We start from the raw sequence: 22,206 nt of genomic DNA, 5'->3' as shown, positions 1-22,206 counted from the left end.
GTACGGACGTCCTTCGGCGGGCGCCCGGCCACAGCCGCCGCACGCGTCCGGTCGTGTGAACCCGGAGGCGGGGTGTGTCACGCCGGGTCGGGGCCGGTCGACGAGCGGGGGCCTTGTGCCCGACCTGCGAGGTCGCACCACGTAGGGTCGGCGCATGAGCCTCCGGACGGCACTCGGCCGCCCCTTCGCCGTCGCCCGTTCGCGGTTGACCACGCGTCGATCCCGTGTCCTGGCCGGTGTCCTCGCCCTGGTGGTGGTGATCATCGCGGTCGTGGGCGTCGGCGCCGTCGCCGGCGACGACCCCGCGACACCGGTGCGCAGCAGTGAGCAGCGCCTGGACGTCGCCGCCGGGCCGGGCGATTCGGCCAGGATCGGCATCGACACGACACTGTTCCTGCCGCCGGGAGTGCGCGAGCGCGCGCCCGCCGTGCTGCTCGCGCACGGATTCGGCGGCAGCAAGGCCGAGTTGCGCCGGGAAGCGGAGGCGTTGGCCCGTTCGGGGTATGTGGTGCTGACCTACTCGGCACGCGGCTTCGGCGCCTCGGGCGGGCAGATCATGCTGGACCAGCCGGACTACGAGGTGGCCGACGCACGGGCGCTGATCGACTGGCTGGCCGCCCGGCCCGAGGTGCGCCTGGACGGACCGGGCGACCCGCGTGTGGGCGTCGCGGGGGCCTCCTACGGCGGTGCCCTCGCGCTGCTGGCCGCGGCCCACGACCCGCGGGTGGACGCGATCGCGCCGCAGATCACCTGGCACGACCTCGCCGACGCGCTGTTGCCGAACGCGGCGGGCGGCGGGCCTGCCGGCGGGGTGTTCAAGAAGATGTGGGCCGGGCTGTTCTTCTCGTCCGGGACCAGCCCGCTGGGCGGCCTGACCCCGATAGACGCGAACACCGGCTGCGGTCGGTTCGCCGAGCGGGTGTGCGCGATCTACCGCGAGGTCGCCGTCGGCGGGAAGTCCACGCCGCAGGCCGTCGACCTGCTGCGTCGGGCCAGTCCGGCGTCCGCGGCGGACCGGATCGCGGTGCCCACGCTGCTGATCCAGGGTCAGAACGACTCGCTGTTCCCGCTCGACCAGGCCGACCGCAACGCCGCCGCGATCGCGCGCAACGGCGCGCCGGTGGAGATGGTGTGGACGGCCGGCGGGCACGACGGCGGGCGGCCGCAGAGCGCGATGGTGCGCGATCGGATCACCGGTTGGTTCGACCGGTGGCTGAAGCCGGCGCAGGCCGCGCCGAAGGCCGGTACGCCGACCTCCGCCGGGGCGTTTCGGGTGACCCGCTCGGGCGGCGTGGACAGCGCCACCCGTGAGCAGCGGCTGCGGATCGCCGACACCGACCGCTATCCGGGCCTGGACGGCACCCGGCAGCGTGCGGTCGCGCTGGCCGGGCCGGAGCAGACCGTGGCCAATCCGCCGGGGGGTGCGCCGACCTCGGTGTCCGGGCTGCCCGGGCTCGGGGCGCTGGCCGGCGCCGGCAGCCTGGGCGCACTCGCGTCGAGCGCGGGCGACCTGGGCGGGATCGCGTTCGACCTCCCCGGGCAGAGCGCGTTCTTCCAGAGCGATCGCTTCGACCAGAGCACCTGGATCACCGGCTCGCCGACGGCACGCGTGCGGGTCTCGGGCGCCGACGACATCGTGTTGTTCGCCAAGCTCTACGACGTCGCGCCGAGCGGCGGCACCGTGCTGCCGCACCAGCTCGCGGCGCCGATCCGGGTGACCGGCGCCGCGGCCGGGCGGGACGTGGAGATCCGGCTGCCCGCGATCGACCACCAGGTCGACTCGGGGCACCGGTTGCGCCTGGTGCTCACCGCGACCGACCTGGGCTTCGCGTCGCCGGACGCGCCCGCGAGCTACCGGGTCGCGCTCGCCGGTGCGCTGACCGTGCCGTCGGTGCCGCAACTGCACGTGGCCTCGACCGGCTACCCGTGGTGGACGTGGGGCCTGCCGCTGATCGCGGTACTCGTCGCGGGTGTCCTGTTGCTCACCGGGCGGCGGCGGGCCGTCGCGAAGGCCCCGGACCCGGCGCTGGCCGAGGTGCCGCTACGGATCCACGGGCTGACCAAGCGGTACAAGGGCGGCAAGCTCGCCGTCGACGACCTGTCCTTCCGGGTGGAGGCGGGCCAGGTGCTCGGCCTGCTCGGCCCCAACGGCGCGGGCAAGACCACGACGCTGCGGATGCTGATGGGGCTGATCCTCCCGGACGACGGCGAGATAAGGATCTTCGGCCGGGTGGTCGGCCCGGGGGCGCCGGTGTTGTCCCGGCTCGGCTCGTTCGTCGAGGGCCCCGGCTTCCTGCCGCACCTGTCCGGGCGGGAGAACCTGTCGCTGTACTGGCGCGCCACCGGCCGCCCGCACGCCGACGCGCACTTCGACGAGGCGCTGGAGATCGCCGGGCTGGGCGAGGCGCTGGATCGCAACGTGCGCACCTACTCGCAGGGCATGCGGCAACGGCTGGCCATCGCGCAGGCGATGCTCGGCCTGCCGGACCTGCTCGTGCTGGACGAACCCACCAACGGGCTCGACCCGCCGCAGATCCGGGCGATGCGCGACGTGCTGATCGGCTACGCGGCCACCGGCCGCACCGTGGTGGTCTCCAGTCACCTGCTGGCCGAGGTCGAACAGACCTGTACGCACGTCGTGGTGATGCACCGGGGCCGGCTGATCGCCGCCGGTCCGGTCGAGGAGATCGTCGGCAACGGCAACACGCTGGTGATCGGGACCCCGGTCCCGGACCTGGCGATCGCGACGCTGAAGGATCTGCCGGGCGTCGGCTCGGTGGAGCCCGAGGAGGGCGGCGTGCTCGTGCATCTCGCGGGCGCGCAGACCTCCGTCCTGGTGGCCGAACTGGTCGGCGCGGGCGTCGCGGTGGACCGGGTGACCGCACGCCGCCGCCTGGAAGACGCGTTCCTGACGCTCATTGGGGAGTCCTGATGACCCGTACGCTCCCCGACCTGCCGACCGACGAGGGCGCGCACCCGATCCCGGGCGCGGCGCACGCGCACGGTTACCGGCCTCGGCACACGCTGCCCGTGTGGGTGGAGACCGTGCGTCAATTCCGGCGCCGGCGCACATTGTTCATGATCGGGCTGCTGCTCGCGCTGCCGTGGATCCTGGTCGCCGCGTTCAAGATCGGCGGCGATCCGTCGGCGGACGCGGTGCCCACGCTGGTGGACGTGGCGACCAAGAGCGCGCTCAACTTCACCGCGTTCACGCTGTTCGTCTCGACCGGCTTCCTGCTGGTCGTGGCGGTGGCCCTGTTCTGCGGCGACACCGTTGCCAGCGAGGCGAGTTGGTCCTCGCTGCGGTATCTGCTGGCGGCACCCGTTCCGCGCGCGCGGCTGCTGCGGGTCAAGCTGGTGGTCGCGCTGGGCTACAGCGTGCTGGCCCTGGTGCTGCTGCCGCTGATGGCGATGATCGCGGGCACGATCGCGTTCGGCTGGGGCCCGTTGGACCTGCCGGTGGGGGCCTCGCTGCCCACCGGCGAGGCGCTCGGGCGGATGTCGGTCGTGGTCGTGTACGGCGTGGTGGCGCAACTGGTGGTGATGGGCATCGCGTTCTGGCTGTCCACGGTCACCGACGCGCCGCTGGGCGCGGTGGGCGGCGCGGTCGGCCTGGTGGTGGTCTCCAACATCGTGGACGCGGTCACGGCGCTCGGCTCGTGGCGGGACTATCTGCCCACGCACTGGCAGTTCGCGTGGGTCGACGTGCTCCAGACCGACCCGCAATGGGACGGCATGATCAAGGGCAGCGCGGTCTCGGTCGCGTACGCGGTGGTCTTCCTGGCGCTGGCCTTCCGGCACTTCGGGCGCAAGGACATCGTGTCGTGACGTCTCCTTCGGCAGCGGTGATCACGGGCGGCGAGCCGGGGTCGTTCGCGCGGTCGGTGCTCGCGGAGCGGCATCCGGCGCTGATCGCACGGGTGCGGGAGGCGTTCCCGTGGCCGCCCGAGCGCGGGCGGGCGCTGGACGCGCTGCTCGACGAGATCACCGACGGGGTGATCACGCCGCTCGGGCCCGAAGCGCACGACGGTGGCGTGTGGGATGCCGCCCACCTGGGCCGTTCGTGGTTCGACGTGCCGTTTCTGTGGGCGGAGAGCTACTTCTATCGCCGCTTGCTCGCGGCGACGGGCTACTTCCGGGACGGTCCGTGGCACGGGGTCGACCCCTTCGCGCCGTTCAAGCGCGACGAGTTGCGCGGTGCGGTGGTGGACGAGGAGTTGGCCGCGCTCGACGGTCTCGGCGCGGAGTCGGGCGACGCGCTCCTGCACGGCGCGTTGTGGGGGAACCGGGCCGACCTGGGCTTTCGCATCTCCTCCTCGGCCGACGACCCCGCCCCGTCGCACCTGGTCGCCGACGACAGCGGCCGGTTGTGGTCTTTGCTCCCGGTCGGTGGCGGCGCCGAGGTGCACCTGATCGCGGACAACGCCGGCCGCGAGTTGATTCCGGACCTGGTGCTGCTCGACCACCTGTTGCACACGGGGCGGGCCGCCGAGGCCGTGCTCCACCTCAAGCCGTATCCGTACTTCGTCTCCGACGCGACCACGGCCGACTTCCTGGCCGCGCTGGACCGCCTCCGGTGCGCACCCGGCCGCGCCCGCGACATCGGCGCCCGCCTTTGGTCGGCGCTGGGCACCGGTCGGCTCGCGGTGGGCGCCCACGCGTTCTTCTGCGCGCCCCTCCCGTATGACGCGATGCCCGACGACCTGCGCCGGGACCTTTCGAAGGCCACCGTCACCATCCTCAAGGGCGACCTCAACTACCGCCGCCTGGTGGGCGACCGGCTCTGGCCGGCCACCACGCCGTTCGCCGAGCGGGTCGCCCACTTCCCCGGCCCCACGGCCGCCCTGCGCACCCTCAAGTCGGACGTGGTGGTCGGCCTCGACACCGCCACGTCGACCGCCTTGGACGCGAGCGGGCAGGCGTGGCGCACCAGCGGCACACATGCGCTGATCCAGGTGAGCGGCTGACACCGGCTGTTCTCGTGGCCGGCCCGGACATGAATCGTCCCCACCCCGTAGCCCCGGCGGGCGAAGCCGTTCCCGCCGAGCCGGCCCACGCCCCGGCGCGCGGCCCGCGCCGTCGCGATGTCGGTCAGCGCACCAGGGGCAGGAAGATCGTGTCGACGATCTCTTCGAGGACGTGGTCGGGCACGGGGACGAAGGTGGTCAGGATCTCGTGGCGCAGCAGGTCGAAGGGGAGGGACTTGACGCGCTCGGTGAGGCGTTGCGGTTCGATCTCGCCGCGCTCGACGGCGCGGTCGAAGAGCACGTCGACGGCGTCCTGACGCCCCGTCCCGAGGAGGTCGCCCGGGCTGGTGCCGGTCTCCCGGTAGTAGCCGGCCAGGTGCACGCTCATGACGGTGGCGAATTCGACGCGGGTGGCGTTGATCTCCCGCATGAGGGTCAGCACGTCCTCCCGCAGGCTTCCCGTGTCGGGGACGTCGAGGCGGCTCTCCTCCAAGGCGTGCACGATGGCCGCCCGGACCAGTTGCTCACGGTCGGACCAGCGGCGATAGAGCACGGGAGGGCTGGTGCCCGCACGTCGGACGACGGCGTCCATGGTGAAGCCGGCATAGCCGTTGTCGGCGAGTTCCGCCCAGGCCGCATCGAGAAGAGCCTTCTCCAATGCCGCCCCGCGGCGTCGCTCGGCCATCGACATCTCCCTTAGATAGACTTGCCTATCTTATCTCGGCGCCCTATCGTCGGAGCCGTAAGATAGGACTCTATATCTTAGGCGGTTGTCCGTGCACACCCCCCAAAGAGCCGACGCCGACGCCGGAGCCGCACCCGTGACTGCGGCGACGGACCCCGACCGGGTAGACCCCGCCGTGTGGCGCATGGCGTTCACCCTCATCGTGGGCGCCCTCGCCGTGGTCTTCGACACCACCGTCGTCAGCGTCGCCCTCAACGACCTGGCCGGCGAACTCGACGCCCCGCTGTCCACGATCCAGTGGGTGAGCACCGGCTACCTGCTGGCCATGTTCGCCACCATGCCGATCGCCGGATGGGCCCAGTCCCGCCTGGGCGGCAAACGTCTGTGGATCGCGGCGCTGGGCATATTCCTGGTCGGCTCGATCCTGTGTGCGCTCGCCTGGAACGCGGCCGCCCTGATCGCCTTCCGCGTCGTCCAGGGCGTCGGCGGCGGCATCATGATGCCGCTCATGATCACGCTGATCATGCAGGCCGCCAAGGGCCGCAACATCGGCAGGGTGATGGCCGCCGTCACCCTGCCCGCCTCGCTCGGCCCGATCCTCGGCCCGGTCCTGGGCGGCCTCATCCTGCATCTGGCCGACTGGCACTGGCTGTTCCTGGTCAACGTCCCGTTCTGTGCCGTCGGCGCCTGGCTCGCCCGGCGCAACCTGCCCGAGGACCGACCCGCCCCCGACAGCCCCCGGGCCCGGCTCGACGTGATCGGCCTGTTCCTGCTCTCGCCCGGCGTCGCCGCGGTCATCTACGGCCTCTCCCGGGTCGAGGGCAGCGCGGGCTTCGCCGCCGCCGAGATCCTCGTCCCGCTGATCGGCGGCCTCGCCCTGATCGGCGGCTTCACCGCCTGGGCGCTGACCCGCACCACCACCGGCGCCCTGGTCGACCTGCGGCTCTTCCGCCATCGCGCGCTCGGCTCCGCCGCCGGCCTCGGCTTCCTGGCCGGCATCACCCTGTACGGGGCGATGCTGCTGCTGCCGCTGTACTTCCAGCAGGTCCGCGGTCAGGACGCCCTCGGCGCCGGACTGCTGCTCATCCCGCAGGGCGTCGGCGTGCTCTGCTCACGCACCCTGGCCGGCAAGTACACCGACCGCCTCGGCTCCCGCCGGGTCGCCCTCGTCGGATTCGCCGTCGCCGCCGCGGCCACCGTGCCGTTCGCCTCCGCGACCGCCGACACCGGCGAAGTCCTGCTCATGGCCGCCCTGTTCGTCCGCGGCGTCGGTCTGGGCGCCGCCACGATCGCACTCACCGGCGCCGCCTACATCGGCCTGGCGCACCGGGAGATCCCGGACGCCGGCATCATCACCCGCGTCTCCCAGCAGATCGGCGGCTCGGTGGGCACCGCCGCCGTCGCCGTCGTCCTCCAGCACACCACCGCCGACGCGCACACCCCGGGCGCAGTGGCCGACGGCTTCGGCGTCGCCTTCGGGTGGTCCGTGGCCTTCACCGCCATCGCCGTCCCCCTGTGCCTCCTCCTGCCCGGCCGCCCCACCCCACCACCGGACGGCCGGCAGTCGAAGGCGCGAGCACATGCGCGCTGATCGTCTATCCCGCCACCACGCGCACCGGCAACCCGCCGACCGCGCGCCGCAGGGCGATCGCCAGATCGGCGAACTCCTCGCCTCGTCCCGTGCTGGAGCGCATCACCAGGCCGATGGTGCGGTACGGGGCGGGCGCGGCGAACCGGGAGACGGCCAGCTGCGAGCCCGGCCGGGTCTCCACGTCGATCGCGGTCTGCGGCAGCAGGGTGACGCCCAGGCCGCCCGCGACCAACTGCACCAGGGTCGGCAGGCTCGCCGCGCGGGTCGCGCCCGCCTCGCCCGCTCCCACCTCGCGGCACACGTCCAGCGCCTGGTCGCGCAGGCAGTGGCCCTCGTCCAACAGCAGCACGTCCAGCCCGCGCAGCGCGGCCCGCGGCACGTCCGCGCGGTTCGCCAACTCGTGCCCCTCGGGCACGATCAGGGTGAAGTCCTCCTCGTAGAGCGGGATCTCCTCGACACCCGAGATGCCGGAGGGCAGCGCGAGCAGCAGCAGGTCGAGCCGGCCGCTGGTGAGGCCGTCCAGGAGCGAACCGGTCTGCTCCTCGTGCACGTACAACCGCAGGTCCGGATACTCCTCGCGAACCAGCCGCAGCAGCGCCGGCAGCACGTACGGCGCGACCGTGGGGATCACGCCCAGGTGCAGCGGCCCGGTGAACGGGCGTCGGGCGGACTCCGCCTCGTCGACCAGGTCGGCGAGCGCGTCCAGCACCCGCCGGGTGTGCCGCGCGACCCGCTCGCCGGCCGGCGTGAGCAGGACGCGGCGCGTGGTGCGCTCCACCAGTTGGGTGCCCAGCGCCTCCTCCAGGGCGGCGATCGCGCCCGAGAGTGCGGGCTGGCTGGTGCCCACCGCGGCGGCGGCGTCGCGGAAGTGCAGGTAGTCGGCGACCGCGGAGAAGGCCCTGAGCTGCGACAACGTCGGCGTACGAGTGCTGATGGGAACCACCTGTGAAGTGCGTGCGAACGACCGGCCCCGCCGTGCCTCCACGATAGGGCAACCGGTTCGACCGGCCCGGACCCGCGCCGGCGGCCCGCCGGCGAAGGCGGGGTTTGTCACCTACATGCCTTCATTTCCCCTCTACCCGCCGGTAGCTTGCTCTCGCTCCACAGAGCCCAAGTCCCCTTTGGGCGGCTCGTGCGTGTTCCTTCCATGCCACGAAGGCGAGGGTGCATGTCCACATTCGAGCGTGTGCGCGACAAGGTCCTACCGGTGGCGCTGATGGCGACCCTGATGGGTCTCACCGGCGGCCTGACGGCGGGCGGATCGGCCGGCGCGGCGCCGGCGGCCCCGGTGGCCGCCGCGTTGTCCCCCCAACTGGAGGCGATCCGGCAGGCCGAGGCCCAGGCGCTGTACGGGAGCCCCGGGGTCAAGCCGTTGGCCGAGCGAAAGACCTCGCTGATCTCGCTCGGCGACAGTGAGATCGCCGGCGAGGGCGTCGGCGTGTACGAACCCGGCACCGACGGTCCGGACAACTGGTGCCACCGGTCGCCGGACGCGGCCATCCACCGGACCGGGATCCCGGCCGACGTGACGTACAACGTCGCGTGCTCGGGAGCGTCCACGGTCAACATCCGGATCGGCGGCACCAAGCAGTACGCCGACGAACTCGTGCAGTCGGACAACCTGGCGATCAAGGCGCGCAACACGCGCGTACGGCTGATCCTGCTGGTGGCCGGTGCCAACGACGACATCCGGTTCGGCCCGACCATGACCGACTGCGTGACCAGGCGGGTGTTCTTCCAGGGCGAGTGCTACGGCACCTATCAGCCCGGCTGGCAGGCGCGGGCGGACGCGATGCGGCCCAAGGTCGAGCAGACCGTTCGCGACCTGAAGACCACCATGGCGGACGCCGGCTACCAGAGCGGCGACTACAAGCTGGTGCTGATGGGTTATCCCTCGCCGATCGCCCCGGACGTCGAGGACAACCCCGACTTCCCGGGTTGGTACCGCGGCGGTTGCGTGGGCTACCTGCGCGACGCCGCGTGGGGGCGGAACGAGGCGGTACCGATCTTCGAGCGGGCCGAGCGGCAGGCCGCGGCGAACACCGGCGTGACCTACCTGGACAACTCGCGGCTGTTCCACGGCCACGAGGTCTGTACCGACAACACCTGGGCACGCGGACTGTGGTTCGCCGGGCCGGACATCTTCGACGAGAACACCACCCGGCAGAGCTTCCACCCCAACGACCGGGGCCACCTGGCCTTCGCGTCCTGCCTCACCCAGCTCTACAACTCCGGATTGAGCCAGGCGAGTTGCGCGGACTCGGCAAGCACGGGGGCGACCACGCTGTACCCGGGCGTACTCAGTGCCGACTTCCGGCAATTGCGTAACGAGGGCACCGGATTGTGCGCCGACACCTACGGTTTCTCGTCGCGCAATTACACCCCGGTGAAGCTGTGGCCCTGCCACGGCGGACGCAACCAGGGCTTCTGGTACGACGCCGCGAACCAGTCGCTGCACACCGAGCTCAGCCAGGACCGGTGTGTCGATCCGCTCGGCGGCGGCCGCACCTCGGGCACCGCGCTGGTGTTGTGGAACTGCAACGGCGGCGGCAACCAGCGCTTCGTCGAGGTCGCGGGCACGCTGCGGCCCGCGGACACCCAGTCGTTGTGCGTCGCGGCGGCATCGGCGGCGGAAGCGTCCCTGGGCGCCGCGCTCGTACTGGCCGGATGCGACGGATCGGCGGGGCAGCGCTGGGTGAAGGAGTCCGCGCAGTCGGTGCGCTTCGCGGAACTCAAGGCCGGGGGCACCGCCAAGTGCCTGGACGTGGACGGCGGCACGATGACCGCCGGGCGCGCCGTGCTGGCCTGGGACTGCACCGGCAACACCAACCAGAAATGGTGGCGCAACCCCGCCACGGGTCAGGTGCACAGCCTCAAGGACCCGGCGTTCTGCCTGGACAACCGCGGGGTCACGGCGGCGGGCGCGGGGATGGGCATCTGGCGCTGCGACGAGGCGCGGGGTGCGTACCTGAACAACCTGCGATTCGACGCGGACGCGGACGGCCGACTGGTCAGCCGGGTCTCCGGTCTGGTCGCGACCGCACCGACGGGCAACGGCGCGATCACCCAGCAGCCGGTCGGCACCTCGGCCGCGCAGCGTTGGACGGCGGGCGCCTCGGTTCCGCTGCCGTACACGGTGATTCCGTACGACGCCTACTGATCGCGGCCTCGCGGCCCCGAGCGATCGCGGGATCGCCGTTCGAGCACGCGGCCTCCGTCCGGAACGCGGGCGGGGGCCGCGGCACGTCGCGGGTCAGTCGACGTCCTTGCGGAAGCGGTCGATCTCGCGCCGGGGTCCGCCGTCGATCTCGTGCCCGCGCTGCTCCTTGCGGCGCTTCGCCTTGACCACCACGCCGCCCATGATCGCCAGGCCCTTGATCACCACGACCGGTGCGCGCGGGTCGTCGGTGTACTGCTCGTGCACCTCGAAGCCGCCCATGAAGCCGAATCCGTGGTCGCGGACCGTGACGCCCTCCGGGATCCGGATGTCGATGCCACCCCAGAGCGTGAAGACGTTGATCACCAACTCGGGTTCGTCGAACACCGCGTCGGTGAGGTCGATGTCCACACCGCCCATCACCGCGACCGCGTTCAGCTTCGCCCCCGCGCGCCAGCGGCCCTTGCGGGTCGAACTGCTCCAGAACGCGAACATGTTCGACCGGGCCGGGCGCGGCGGCACCGAGTTGGCCGCCGCGGGCTCGTAGCCGACCGGGGCCGGTGCCGGGAGATCGGCGATGAGCGGTTCGAGTTGGCGCACCGTCTTCGCGGCCAGCGCGGCGTCCACCCGCTCGGCGTGCTCGTCGGCGGTCAAGCGGCCTTCCGCGAGCGCGTCCCGCAATACGTTCACGTAGCGGTCGCGGTCGGCGTCGGAAGCCCGCAGCTCGGGGGTGGGCGGCTGGGCTCGACGCTCTGGGCTGTTGTCCACGAGGTAAATCTAGCCCGGGGGTGCATCGGCCGGGAGTACGGAGCGGGCGAGCAGCCGGACCGCTTCGCGCAGTCGGTCGGGGGAGAGCCCGGCGTAACCGATGATCACGGCGGGCGGGCCGGCCGCGAACGCGCGCAGATCGGCCATCGGTTCCACCCGCACACCGTGCTCGCGGGCCCGGCGCACGGTGGCCGACTCGTCCGATCCGGGCGGGAGTTCGACGCACAGGTGGATGCCGGCGGAGATGCCGTGCACGCGCGCGGCCGGCAGGTGCTCGGCGACGGCCTCGGCGACCGCGTCGCGCCGGATCCGGTAGTGCGCGCGCATCGCCCGCAGGTGGCGCTCGTAGGCACCGGTGGCCAGCATCCGGACCAGGGTCAACTGGGGCAGCATGGCCGAGCCGAGGTCGGCGTTGGTCTTGAGGTCGTGGATCCACTCGATCAGCGGAGCCGGCAGCACCGCCCAACCCAGCCGCATGCCCGGCGCGAGCGCCTTGCTGGTCGAGCCCAGGTGCACCACCCGGTCCGGGGCCAGCCCCTGGAGGCAACCGACCGGGTCGCGGTCGTAGCGGAACTCGGCGTCGTAGTCGTCCTCCACGATCAGCCCGTCGTGCGTGCGTGCCCACGCGACCAGGGCCGCGCGGCGGCGGGGCGACAACACCACGCCGGTGGGGTACTGGTGGGCCGGGGTGACCAGCACCGCGCGGGCGCCGGTGCGGGCCAGCGCCTCGACGTCGATGCCCTCGGCGTCGGTGCGCGCGTAGGCGACGGTCAGGCCGTGGGTGGTGAAGATGCCGCGCTGGCGGTCGCTGGAGGGGTCCTCCACCGCGAGCACGTCCCGGCCGAGTCGGCGCAGCGCCTGGGAGACCAGGGACAGCCCCTGGGCCACGCCGTTGACCACCACGATGTGCTCGGGCCGGGCCTGTGCGGCGCGTACCCGACCCAGGTAGTCGGCCAACGCGGCGCGCAACTCGCTCGCGCCGGACGGGCCGGGGTAGTCGAACGCGGTGTGCGGGGCGGTGTGCAGCACGTGCCGCGTCGCGGCCGACCACGCCGCGCGCGGGAACGCGGACAGGTCCGGGACGCCGGGCTTGAGATCGTGGGTGATCGGGACCGCCGGGCGCGCGTCCCCCGCGTCCGCCGGTTGCGGCGCCGCGCACGCCGCGGTGACCCGGGTGCCCGATCCGTGCCGCGAGGTCAGATAGCCCTCGGCGACCAGTTGCTCGTACGCGTCGACCACCATGCCCCGGGAGACGCCCAGGCTCTCCGCCAGCGCGCGGGTGGACGGCATCCGGAAGCCGGCCGGAAGTCGACCCGAGCGGATCGCCGTGCGCAGGCCCGACTGCACCTGGGCGCCGAGCCGGCCGGCCGATCGGTCGAGGTGGACGAGGAGTTCGCGCACTGGGGATACCTGCCGCTCGGGGTTCGCCGGATCGAGTCGGTTCGGCGGTCTCGACGCACGCCCGGGGAGGGGAGAACGTCGGGGCCGGCTCCGGGTGGTCCGCCGGCGATCCGGAATTGGTCCGGTTTCTCGGCCCGGAAGTGGCTCTGCCGGGGAAGCCACCCGCTTCCTAACGTTACGTCACATGAAGTCATCCGCGATGTCACCCCGCTCGATCGGCCTGGTCTGCGCGGCGTCCGCGCAGGGGTTGATCGGGGCCGCCGCCGGGGTCTCCGCCGTGTTGTCGGACTATCCCGTGACCGGCGGTCAGATGCTCCGCTACGCGGTGGCCGCGCTCGTGCTGTTCGCGGTGCTGCGGCTGCGCCGGATCCCGTTGTTGCGCCCGACCCGCCGTGAGCTGGTCCGGCTGGGACTGCTCTCGTTGTGCGGGCAGACCCTGTTCAACCTGTTCCTGTTCGCCGCGCTGGACCGGGCGGATCCGGCCACGGTGGGCAGCATCCTGGGCGCCACACCGCTGCTGCTGGTACTGGCCGCGCCGCTGTCGGGTGGGCGGCGGCCGAGTCGGTCGGTACTGGTCGCCTCGATCGTGGTGGTCGCGGGGGCGGCGGTGGTGCAGGGCTTCGGCGGCGGGACTGCGGCGGGCCTGGTCTTCGCGTGCGGGGTGGCGCTCTGCGAGATGGGCTTCACGCTGATCGCGGTGCCGCTGCTGCCCCGGCTGGGGGCCTGGCGGATCGCCGCCTACGCCACCGCGATGGCGATTCCGCAGATGCTCGTGGTCGGGATGTTCACCGACGGCACCGAGCTGATCCGGATGCCGTCGGGGACCGAGTTCGCCGCGCTGCTCTACCTCGCGTTGCCGCTCACCGCCGGCGCGTTCCTGCTGTGGTACTCGGCTCTGGCCCGGATCGAACCGGAGCGGGCCGGGCTGTTCATGGGACTGGTGCCGGTGACGGCGGCGCTGTCGGGCCTGGCCCTGGGCACCGGCGCGCCCACCTGGGCACAGTTCGGCGGCGCGCTGCTGGTCGGCGTGGGCGTGGTCCTGGGCATGCGCGCCGAACGCGGCGGCGGCACCGAACCCGAAACCGGCCCGGTCCGGGAGCTCGCCGCGCAAATCCCGCTGCCGGCGACCTCGAAGCCGTGACCGGTTCGGGGCCGCTCTACCCTGGACGAGGCCCCGTACCGGATGAGCACCGCATGAGTGAGGATCACGATGCCCGCCCCTGAGAACACCTTCAGCGCCTACACGGATCTGCTGCCGCTGGGGGAGGACACCACGCCGTACCGGCTGCTGACCGCCGATGGCGTGTCCACGTTCGAGGCGGGTGGGCGTCGGTTCCTCAATGTCGACCCCGAGGCGATGACGCTGCTCGCCCGGACCGCGATGCGGGACATCTCGCACCTGCTGCGGCCCGGGCACCTGGCCCAGGTCGCGCGGATCCTGGAGGATCCCGAGGCGTCGGCCAACGACCGCTTCGTCGCGCTCGACCTGCTCAAGAACGCCAACATCGCGGCCGGCGGCGTGCTGCCGATGTGTCAGGACACCGGCACCGCGATCGTGATGGGCAAGCGCGGCCAGCACGTGCTCACCGACGGGCGGGACGAGGAGCACCTGTCCCGCGGCATCTCCAACGCGTACACCGAGCTGAACCTGCGCTACTCGCAGATGGCCCCGCTGACCATGTGGGACGAGAAGAACACCGGCAACAACCTGCCCGCCCAGATCGAGCTGTACGCGACGCCCGGCGAGGCGTACAAGTTCCTGTTCATGGCCAAGGGCGGTGGCAGCGCCAACAAGTCGTACCTGTACCAGGAGACCAAGGCCGTCCTGAACCCGCAGAGCATGCTGCGCTTCCTGGACGAGAAGATCCGCTCGCTGGGCACCGCGGCCTGCCCGCCGTACCACCTGGCGATCGTGGTCGGCGGCACCAGCGCCGAGCACGCGCTCAAGACCGCGAAGTACGCCTCCACCCGCTACCTCGACACGCTGCCCGGCCAGGGCTCGGCGCTGGGCCACGGCTTCCGCGACGTCGAGTTCGAGGCCGAGGTGTTGAAGCTGACCCAGCAGATGGGCATCGGCGCGCAGTTCGGCGGCAAGTACTTCTGCCACGACGTGCGGGTGATCCGGCTGCCCCGGCACGGCGCGTCCTGCCCGGTGGCGATCGCGGTGTCCTGCTCGGCCGACCGCCAGGCGCTGGCCAAGATCACCGCCGAGGGCGTGTTCCTGGAGGAGCTGGAGACCGACCCGGCCAAGTACCTTCCGGACACCACGCACGAGGACCTGGACGACACCGTCGTGCAGATCGACCTCAACCGGCCGATGAGCGAGATCCGCGCGGAGCTGTCCAAGTACCCGGTCAAGACCCGGCTGTCGCTGACCGGCCCGGTCGTCGTCGCGCGCGACATCGCGCACGCGAAGATCAAGGAACTGCTGGACGCGGGTCAGCCGATGCCGCAGTACCTGCGTGACCACGCGGTGTACTACGCGGGCCCGGCCAAGACCCCCGAGGGCTACGCGTCGGGCTCGTTCGGCCCGACCACGGCGGGCCGGATGGACTCCTACGTCGAGCAGTTCCAGGCGGCGGGCGGCTCGTTCGTGATGCTGGCCAAGGGCAACCGCAGCAAGCAGGTCACCGACGCGTGCAAGACGCACGGCGGCTTCTACCTCGGCTCGATCGGTGGCCCGGCGGCGCGGCTGGCGCAGGACTGCATCAAGAAGGTCGAGGTGCTGGAGTACCCGGAGCTGGGCATGGAGGCGGTCTGGAAGATCGAGGTCGAGGACTTCCCGGCCTTCATCGTGGTCGACGACAAGGGCCAGGACTTCTTCGCCGACGTCACCACGCCGACCTTCCAGATCAACAAGCGCGCGTGAGCCGATCGGCCCGGGGACGAGCGTCCCCGGGCCGATCCTCGGCGCGCTCACCGGTGACGAACGCGTGAGCGCGCTCACCCGGTGACGGACGCGTCGCCGACCGTGGCAGCGAGCCGGACCGTCGGGCGCGAACCGGCGGGCTGCCGGCGGCCGGTGCCGCTCGGTCAGCGCACGGTGCTCGGGCTGCCGGCGGCCTCGGCCACAGCGCGAGCTGACCCGGTCCGCGCAGACCCGCGTCCGCCTCGCCGGCCAGAGCCATGAAGTAGTCCGCGTGCGCACGCCGGATCCGCTCCTCCTCGCCCGCTTCGGCCAGCCGCGCCGCGCCGAACGCGCGGATCGTCTCCAACATCCGGAATCGGCCGCCGTCCCCGTCCGCGAGGGTGATCAACGACTTCTCGGTGAGTCCGGCCAGCAGGTCGTCGGCCTCGTCCTCGGACCCGCCGCACACCGCGGCGACGGCGGCCAGGGTGGCGCCGCCGGTGAACACGGTGAACCGGCGGGCCAACGCGCGCTCGTCCGGGTCGAGCAGGTCCCGGCTCCACTCGACCACCGCGTGCAGCGTGCGATGCCTGGGCGCGGCCGTACGGCTGCCGCGCGAGAGCAGCCGGAACCGGTCGTCCAGGCGCGCGGCGATCTCGGTCAGCGGGAGGGTGCGCAGGCGGGCCGCGGCGAGTTCGATGGCGAGCGGCAGACCGTCCAGCGCGGTGCAGATCCGCGCGACCTCGGGCGCGGTCTCCGCGGTGACCGCGAAATTGGGCCGTACGGCGGCGGCCCGGGCGGCGAACAGTTCGATCGCCGGGGCGGCGCGCAGCGCGTCCAGATCGGCGTCCGGGTCGGGCAGCGCCAATTCCGGTACCGGGCACAACACCTCGCCGGTGATGCCCAGCGGTTCCCGCCCGGTGGCCAGGATCCGTACGCCGGGACACTCGTCGAGCACCAGATGGGCGAGTTCGGCCGCGGCGCCCACCACGTGCTCGCAGTTGTCCAGGATCAGCAGCAGCCGGTGGCCGGCGAGTACCGAGACGATCCGCGCGCCGGGATCGACCTCGGCGGCCGACGCGGTCACGCCGCCGGCCTCGCGGATGCCCAGCGCGCTCGCCACCACGTGCACCAGCGCCGCGTCGTCGGCGGCGCGGGTCAGGTCCACGAAGCACACCTCGTCCGCGGTGCGGGCGGCGGCCTCGATCGCCAGTCGGGTCTTGCCCGCGCCGCCGGGCCCGGTCAGGGTGAGCAGCCGCGCCGCGGTTCCCGACCCGGTCAGCCGGGCGAGTTCCGCCTCGCGGCCGACGAAGCCGGTCAGCCGGCCCGGCGGCGGGGTGAACACCGGTCCGGGCAGGGCCGGTTCCGGGGCCGGTGGGGGTGCGCTCGGCGCGCCGGGGCCGCGCAGGCCCGGGATCTCGCCGCGCAGCACGGCGACGTGGACGGCGGCCGGCTCGGGGGAGGGGTCGGCGCCGAGTTCGTCCGCGAGCACCCGACGCAGGTCCTCGTACACCTCCAGCGCCTCGGCCTGGCGGCCGGTGCCGTGCAGCGCGCGCATCAGCAGCCCGCGCGGACGCTCCCGCAGCGGATGCGCCTCGACCAGCACGCGCAACTCCGGGATCACCCCGCGCAGTGCGCCGATCGCGATCTGGGCCTCGATGTGATCCTCGGTCGCGGCCACCCGCAACTCCTCCAGGCGGGTGGCCCGCGCCCCGGCGAACGGCACGTCCGCCGGCGCCGGCCCCCGCCACAGCCCGATCGCCTCGCCCAGCAGCGCGGTGGCGGACGCGTGCTCACCCGCCGCCGGCGCCGCCCGCCGCGCGCCAGTCGTTCGAAACGATGCGCGTCCACCGCTTCCGGGTCCACCGCGACGCGATAGCCCATCGCGTGGAACTCGACGAGTTCGCCGTCGCCGCCATGGGCCCGCAGCCCGCGCCGCAAGCGGGAGACGTGCGACTGCAACGCGTTCGCGGCACCCGCCGGCGGGTCCTCGCCGTAGAGCCCGTCGATCAGTCGTTCGGTGGGCACGATGTGCCCCGCGTCCAGGAGCAACAGCGCGAGCAGCGCCCGCGCTCCCGGTCCGCCGGCGGCGATCGGGCTCCCGTCGGGGAGTCGAACCTCAACGGGTCCCAGGATGCCGAAGATCATGCGGCGATTATCGCTGCCCGGGATCGCGGCGGGCGGGCCGTCGGCGAGGTCGGTGCGTGGTCCGGGAACACCTGCCGCGGAGCGCGTCGTTCCGTGGATGTCCTCGAGGTTTCCATGTGGTTACTTGTCGTCGCGTTGTCGCGCCGGCGCGCATGGGGCGGTTCGCCCCGGGTAGGCGACTGACACACCCGACCCGAGGAGAGCAGCGTGACGGAACGGATCGACATACTTCGCGGAGCCCGCAGCGCGACCTGGACGCCCCCGGTGGCCGGCGCGTGCGCGACCGCGGATCGGCAGTTGTTTCTCGGATATCCCGGTGAACCCGTCGTCGCCCGTCTCGCCCGCGAGGAGGACGCCAAGCGCGTCTGCGCGCGCTGCTCCGTCCTGCTCGAATGCCGCGCGAGCGCGCTGGCCGAGACCAACCCGGTCGGTGTCCGAGGCGGCCTGACCCCCAACGAGCGCGGCGCCGTGCGTCGACGCCGCGCCTATCACTGATCCGCCGTCGGCCCGGACGTCGGTCGGGCTCGGGCCGTGTGTCGGTCGGCCTCGCCGACGATGTGATCGTGCGGGGTGTCGGTGGTCAGCCGCGCCAATTTGCGCAACAGCGCGGTCAGTTCCTCGGACTGTTCCGGTGACCAGTCCGCCATCACCTCGGTGAGCATTTGCCGACGGGCCTCGACCAGCGCCTCCAGCGCCTCGTGGCCCTTGGCGGTCAGTGTCATCGTGCCCTCGCCCAGCCGCTCGATGTAGCCGGCGAAGGTCAGCTCGTCGGCGTATCGACGGACCCGGTCCTGGGCCTCGTGCAGCCGGTGGGCGAGGTCGGGGATCGAGATCGGCCCCAGGAGGTCGAGCTGCACGAGCCCGTACGCGCACGGTACCGACAACTCGACGCCCGAGCGCTGGATCATGCGTTCGTAGCGCGACCAGCCGTTCTCCCGGTGCACCATCTGTGCCATCGCGCGCTCGATCTCCTCCACCGAACTGCGCGCGGTGGACGACATCGGCGGCGTGGGCTCGGCCTCGCGGGTGGCCTCGCGCAGCGGGACCTCCTCGAGCAGGAAGGACAACACGAACGCGATCAGCACGATGCCCGAGGCGACCAGGAACACGGTCTGGAGCGACTCGGCGTAGGCGTGGATGAAGCCGGTCTTGGACGCCGGCGGCAACTTGTTCAGGTCTTCCGGGTTGATCGCGGACGCAGACCCGGTGCCGGTTCCCGCGGGCATGCCCTCGCCGCGTGCGGCGGCCTCGCGCAGGTGCACCGTGAGTCGGTTGTTGAAGATCGTGCCGAAGATCGCCGCGCCGAACGAGCCGCCGATGGAGCGGAAGAAGGTCGCGCCGGCGGTGGCCACGCCCAGGTCCGAGTAGGGCACCGAGTTCTGTACGGCGAGCACGATGACCTGCATGACCAGGCCCAGTCCGACGCCGAAGACCAGCATGTAGAGCGAGGACGCGGCGGTGGTGGTGAACTCGTCCATCCGCGACATCAGGAACATGCCGACCGCCATCACGGCGGTGCCCAGGATCGGGTAGATCTTGTATCTGCCGGTCCGGCTGATCAGTTGCCCGCTGACGATCGAGGTGACCAGCAGGCCGCCCATCATCGGCACCAGCCGCAGGCCCGACTCGGTCGGCGTGGCGCCGTTGACGACCTGCATGAACAGCGGCAGGAAGCTCAGCCCGCCCATCATCGCGAAGCCGACGATGAAGCCGATGCCGGCGGTCACCGAGAAGATCCGGTTGCGGAACAGCTTCAGCGGCAGCACCGGCTCCTGCGCGCGCCGCTCGACCGCGACGAACCCGGCGAGCAACAGCACTGCCGCGACGCCCAGTCCGATGATCTGCGCGGAGGCCCACGGGTAGGTGGTGCCGCCGAAGGTGCTGAGCAGGACCAGGCAGGTGGTACCAGCGGCCAGCAGCGTGATGCCGAGGTAGTCGATGCTCGGCCGGGTGTGCATCTCCTTGGTGTGCAGCGCGGCGGCGATCACGGCCAGCGCGATGAGGCCGATCGGCACGTTGATGTAGAACACCCAGCGCCAACTGAGGTTGTCCACGAAGAACCCGCCGAGCAGCGGCCCGGCCACCGAGGTGACCCCGAAGACCGCGCCGAACAGGCCCTGGTAGCGCCCGCGCTCGCGGGGCGGCACCACGTCGCCGATGATCGCCTGGGACAACACCATCAGGCCGCCGCCGCCGAGCCCCTGGATCGCGCGGAACGCGATCAACTCGAACATGCCCTGGGCGATGCCGCACAGCACCGAGCCGATCAGGAAGATCACGATCGACGCCTGGTAGAGCTTCTTGCGCCCGAACAGGTCGCCGAGCTTGCCCCACAGCGGCGTACTCACCGTCGACGCGAGCAGGTACGCGGTGACCACCCACGACAGGTGGTTGAGCCCGCCGAGGTCACCGACGATGGTCGGCAGCGCGGTCGACACGATGGTCTGATCGAGCGCGGCCACCAGCAGCCCGAGCATCAACCCAATCAGGATCAGTCCGAGTCGGGGCGCCGCCTCGGTCTTCGCCGGGCTGCTGCCGTTGCCTTCGGCGGTTTCGGCATGCCTACCGCGCGGCGCGCTCATCCGGGGGGCCTCCTCGATCGATGCTCAAGGAGGATCCCCATAAACAGGTATAAAATCCGCACCTATTCGTGGGACGGGCAGCCCTGTCGGATCGAACGCCGGCCGAGTCGCGCATCCGACGTCGACCCGGTCGCGCATGTCGACCGCCGATCGCGTCGCGTATCGAACGCCGGCCGAGCCGTTTTCGGCCCGGCCGGCGTTTGAGGCCACCCTCGGCCGCAGGCCGGGTCAAACCCCCGGCCGCACGGCCTTAACGCGCGTGGTCGAAGTCGATCGCGCTGTACGCCCGCAGCTTCGCGAGCCGGTGCTGGCTGTCGATCTGGCGGATCGTGCCGCTCTTGGAGCGCATCACCAGCGACGACGTGAGCGCCGTGCTCGAGCGATACCGCACGCCGCGCAGGAGTTCGCCGTCGGTGATGCCGGTCGCCACGAAGAAGACGTTGTCGCCGCGGACCAGGTCGTCGGTCAGCAGCACGCGCGACAGGTCGTGGCCCGCGTCGATCGCCTTCGCCCGCTCGGCCTCGTCCTTGGGCCACAGGCGACCCTGGATCACGCCGCCCATGCACTTGATCGCGGCGGCGGTGATGATGCCCTCCGGCGTACCGCCGATGCCGAGCAGCAGGTCGACGCCGGTGCCGTCCTTGGCCGCCATGATCGCGCCGGCCACGTCGCCGTCGGTGATGAACTTGATCCGGGCGCCGGCCTCGCGGATCTCCTTGACCATCGAGTCGTGGCGGGGCCGGTCCAGGATGCAGACCGTGACGTCCTCGACGGCGCTGTGCTTGGCCTTGGCCACCCGGCGGATGTTCTCCGCGATCGGCGCGGTCAGGTCCACCACGTCGGCCGCCTCCGGGCCGGTGACCAGCTTCTCCATGTAGAACACGGCGGAGGGGTCGTACATGCTGCCCCGCTCGGACACGGCCATCACCGCGACCGCGTTGTTCATGCCCTTGGCGGTCAGCGTGGTGCCGTCGACCGGGTCGACCGCGACGTCGCACTCGGGCCCGGAGCCGTCGCCGACCCGTTCGCCGTTGAACAACATCGGGGCGTCGTCCTTCTCGCCCTCGCCGATCACCACGACACCGTTCATCGACACGGTGTGGATCAGGCTGCGCATCGCCTTCACGGCGGCGCCGTCCGCGCCGTTCTTGTCACCTCGACCGACCCAGCGGCCGGCGGCCATCGCGGCGGCCTCGGTGACCCGGACGAGTTCGAGGGCGAGGTTGCGATCCGGGGCTTCCGGCGCGACCTCGAGCTGCGGGGGTACAGATTGGTCCGTCATCTGGCGGGCCTTCCTGTAGGGGAACCGGTCCGTAACCACGAGGGGTGCCCTGATCCCCGGGAGCCGTGCGTCATCGGTGCGGGTGGCACGGCGATTGCGCGGCCCCGAGTCCGGACTGGTTCCAACGGGATTGCCCCGATGTTATCGGTGAGCGGTGTTATCGGTGCAGGTAGGCCGTGCAAAACGAGCCGGCCCGCAATGCGACCATGTTCCGGTGGCGACAAAGTCGGGTCGAGAGACCGTCCGGGACATGGTTCTTTCCCTCGGAGCATGCGGCCTCGTGGTCGGCGCGCTGTTCCTGGTGGCACCGCACAACGGTGGGGATCCGGTGAAGCGGGTGCAGTACGAGCAGTCCTTCCGCCAGGCGGCCCGGGTCTCGCCGTATCCGCTGCTCGCGCCGCAGGGGCTGAGCGAGCAGTGGCGCGCGACGTCGGTGAACTACTCGGGGTACGACCGCAACCAGACCACGTGGCACATCGGCTTCATCAACCCGAACGACAAGTACGCCGCCGTCGAGCAGACCAACGGCTTCACCGACGAACTCGTCCGGGACAAGGGCAAGCGCGGGCAGCCGGTCGGCAACCGGGACGTGGTCGGCGAGCAGTGGAAGGCCTACGACGGACCCAAGTACCGCTCGCTGGTCCGCGTTCGCGACGGCGTGACCACGATGGTCACCGGCAATGCGACTTTCGAGGATTTGACCGTTCTCGCCGCATCCCTGCGAACTGCCGCCCCGTGAGCCGATGGCCGGCGAATCCGTCGGCCATATCGGGGCGA

16 protein-coding genes and 2 pseudogenes are annotated in these 22,206 nt (G+C 72.0%); 10 read left to right on the top strand and 8 right to left on the bottom strand.

Annotated features, from left to right (window positions below):
• Positions 1-154 precede the first annotated feature (154 nt).
• From ACZ4FV_RS02050 to ACZ4FV_RS02040, 3 genes are read left to right on the top strand one after another with little or no spacing between them, the layout of a single operon-like run.
• A complete protein-coding gene (locus ACZ4FV_RS02050) occupies positions 155-2,932 on the top strand; it encodes an alpha/beta fold hydrolase (RefSeq protein WP_402233933.1) in 2,778 nt (925 codons plus the stop codon).
• A complete protein-coding gene (locus ACZ4FV_RS02045) occupies positions 2,932-3,828 on the top strand; it encodes an ABC transporter permease (RefSeq protein WP_395870385.1) in 897 nt (298 codons plus the stop codon). Before ACZ4FV_RS02050 ends, ACZ4FV_RS02045 begins: the two co-directional genes overlap by 1 nt.
• Complete coding sequence (locus tag ACZ4FV_RS02040) at positions 3,825-4,967, top strand: damage-control phosphatase ARMT1 family protein (protein ID WP_395870387.1); 1,143 nt, start codon at positions 3,825-3,827, stop codon at positions 4,965-4,967. Before ACZ4FV_RS02045 ends, ACZ4FV_RS02040 begins: the two co-directional genes overlap by 4 nt.
• A gap of 124 nt (positions 4,968-5,091) precedes the next feature.
• On the opposite strand, the gene ACZ4FV_RS02035 is transcribed toward ACZ4FV_RS02040, so the two are convergent.
• Positions 5,092-5,652: a TetR/AcrR family transcriptional regulator gene (locus tag ACZ4FV_RS02035; protein ID WP_395870389.1), complete on the bottom strand. Its 561-nt coding sequence runs from the start codon at positions 5,650-5,652 to the stop codon at positions 5,092-5,094.
• A 184-nt stretch (positions 5,653-5,836) separates the two neighbouring features.
• Between ACZ4FV_RS02035 and ACZ4FV_RS02030 the strand changes: the two genes are divergently transcribed.
• Positions 5,837-7,243: an MDR family MFS transporter gene (locus ACZ4FV_RS02030; RefSeq protein WP_465321670.1), complete on the top strand. Its 1,407-nt coding sequence runs from the start codon at positions 5,837-5,839 to the stop codon at positions 7,241-7,243.
• Between the two features lie 4 nt (positions 7,244-7,247).
• On the opposite strand, the gene ACZ4FV_RS02025 is transcribed toward ACZ4FV_RS02030, so the two are convergent.
• Complete coding sequence (locus ACZ4FV_RS02025) at positions 7,248-8,186, bottom strand: hydrogen peroxide-inducible genes activator (protein ID WP_395870393.1); 939 nt, start codon at positions 8,184-8,186, stop codon at positions 7,248-7,250.
• 273 nt (positions 8,187-8,459) lie between these two features.
• On the opposite strand from ACZ4FV_RS02025, the pseudogene ACZ4FV_RS02020 reads away from it, so the two are divergent.
• Both ACZ4FV_RS02020 and ACZ4FV_RS02015 read left to right on the top strand, forming a co-directional pair.
• Positions 8,460-10,172: pseudogene (locus ACZ4FV_RS02020) on the top strand (ricin-type beta-trefoil lectin domain protein); the annotation flags it as partial.
• Positions 10,173-10,403: an RICIN domain-containing protein gene (locus ACZ4FV_RS02015; RefSeq protein ID WP_465321668.1), complete on the top strand. Its 231-nt coding sequence runs from the start codon at positions 10,173-10,175 to the stop codon at positions 10,401-10,403.
• Positions 10,404-10,496: 93 nt separating this feature from the next.
• Here ACZ4FV_RS02015 and ACZ4FV_RS02010 read toward each other — a convergent pair whose 3' ends face one another.
• Together ACZ4FV_RS02010 and pdxR are read right to left on the bottom strand one after the other, a co-directional pair.
• A complete protein-coding gene (locus tag ACZ4FV_RS02010; protein WP_402233937.1) occupies positions 10,497-11,168 on the bottom strand; it encodes a DUF1707 SHOCT-like domain-containing protein in 672 nt (223 codons plus the stop codon).
• Positions 11,169-11,177: 9 nt separating this feature from the next.
• Positions 11,178-12,569, bottom strand: coding sequence for a MocR-like pyridoxine biosynthesis transcription factor PdxR (pdxR, locus tag ACZ4FV_RS02005; protein WP_395870397.1), 1,392 nt, complete (start codon positions 12,567-12,569; stop codon positions 11,178-11,180).
• Between the two features lie 184 nt (positions 12,570-12,753).
• Here pdxR and ACZ4FV_RS02000 point away from each other — a divergent pair, with 184 nt between their 5' ends.
• A complete protein-coding gene (locus ACZ4FV_RS02000) occupies positions 12,754-13,710 on the top strand; it encodes a DMT family transporter (protein ID WP_395870399.1) in 957 nt (318 codons plus the stop codon).
• A 69-nt stretch (positions 13,711-13,779) separates the two neighbouring features.
• Positions 13,780-15,438, top strand: coding sequence for a fumarate hydratase (locus ACZ4FV_RS01995; RefSeq protein WP_395870401.1), 1,659 nt, complete (start codon positions 13,780-13,782; stop codon positions 15,436-15,438).
• Here the strand turns inward: ACZ4FV_RS01995 and ACZ4FV_RS01990 are convergent.
• Complete coding sequence (locus ACZ4FV_RS01990; protein WP_465321667.1) at positions 15,422-17,188, bottom strand: ATP-binding protein; 1,767 nt, start codon at positions 17,186-17,188, stop codon at positions 15,422-15,424. The genes ACZ4FV_RS01995 and ACZ4FV_RS01990 overlap by 17 nt on opposite strands.
• Positions 17,189-17,349: 161 nt before the next feature.
• Positions 17,350-17,565 (bottom strand): annotated as a pseudogene (locus ACZ4FV_RS01985) (AfsR/SARP family transcriptional regulator); the annotation flags it as partial.
• A 207-nt stretch (positions 17,566-17,772) separates the two neighbouring features.
• Between ACZ4FV_RS01985 and ACZ4FV_RS01980 the strand changes: the two are divergent.
• Positions 17,773-18,060, top strand: coding sequence for a WhiB family transcriptional regulator (locus ACZ4FV_RS01980; protein ID WP_395870405.1), 288 nt, complete (start codon positions 17,773-17,775; stop codon positions 18,058-18,060).
• Here ACZ4FV_RS01980 and ACZ4FV_RS01975 read toward each other — a convergent pair.
• Both ACZ4FV_RS01975 and glpX read right to left on the bottom strand, forming a co-directional pair.
• Entirely contained in the window at positions 18,054-20,147 is a 2,094-nt protein-coding gene (locus tag ACZ4FV_RS01975) for an MFS transporter (RefSeq protein WP_402233945.1), read from the bottom strand. The two genes, ACZ4FV_RS01980 and ACZ4FV_RS01975, sit on opposite strands and share 7 nt — an antisense overlap.
• Positions 20,148-20,397: 250 nt before the next feature.
• Entirely contained in the window at positions 20,398-21,429 is a 1,032-nt protein-coding gene (gene glpX / locus ACZ4FV_RS01970) for a class II fructose-bisphosphatase (RefSeq protein ID WP_395870409.1), read from the bottom strand.
• A gap of 214 nt (positions 21,430-21,643) precedes the next feature.
• Between glpX and ACZ4FV_RS01965 the strand changes: the two genes are divergently transcribed.
• Positions 21,644-22,168, top strand: coding sequence for a DUF4245 domain-containing protein (locus ACZ4FV_RS01965; RefSeq protein ID WP_395870411.1), 525 nt, complete (start codon positions 21,644-21,646; stop codon positions 22,166-22,168).
• Positions 22,169-22,206 lie beyond the last annotated feature (38 nt).

It is taken from the genome of Embleya sp. NPDC025285 (assembly GCF_055558835.1).
Note: the sequence above shows the minus strand (reverse complement) of the source record. Positions and strands in the feature narration are given on the sequence as shown.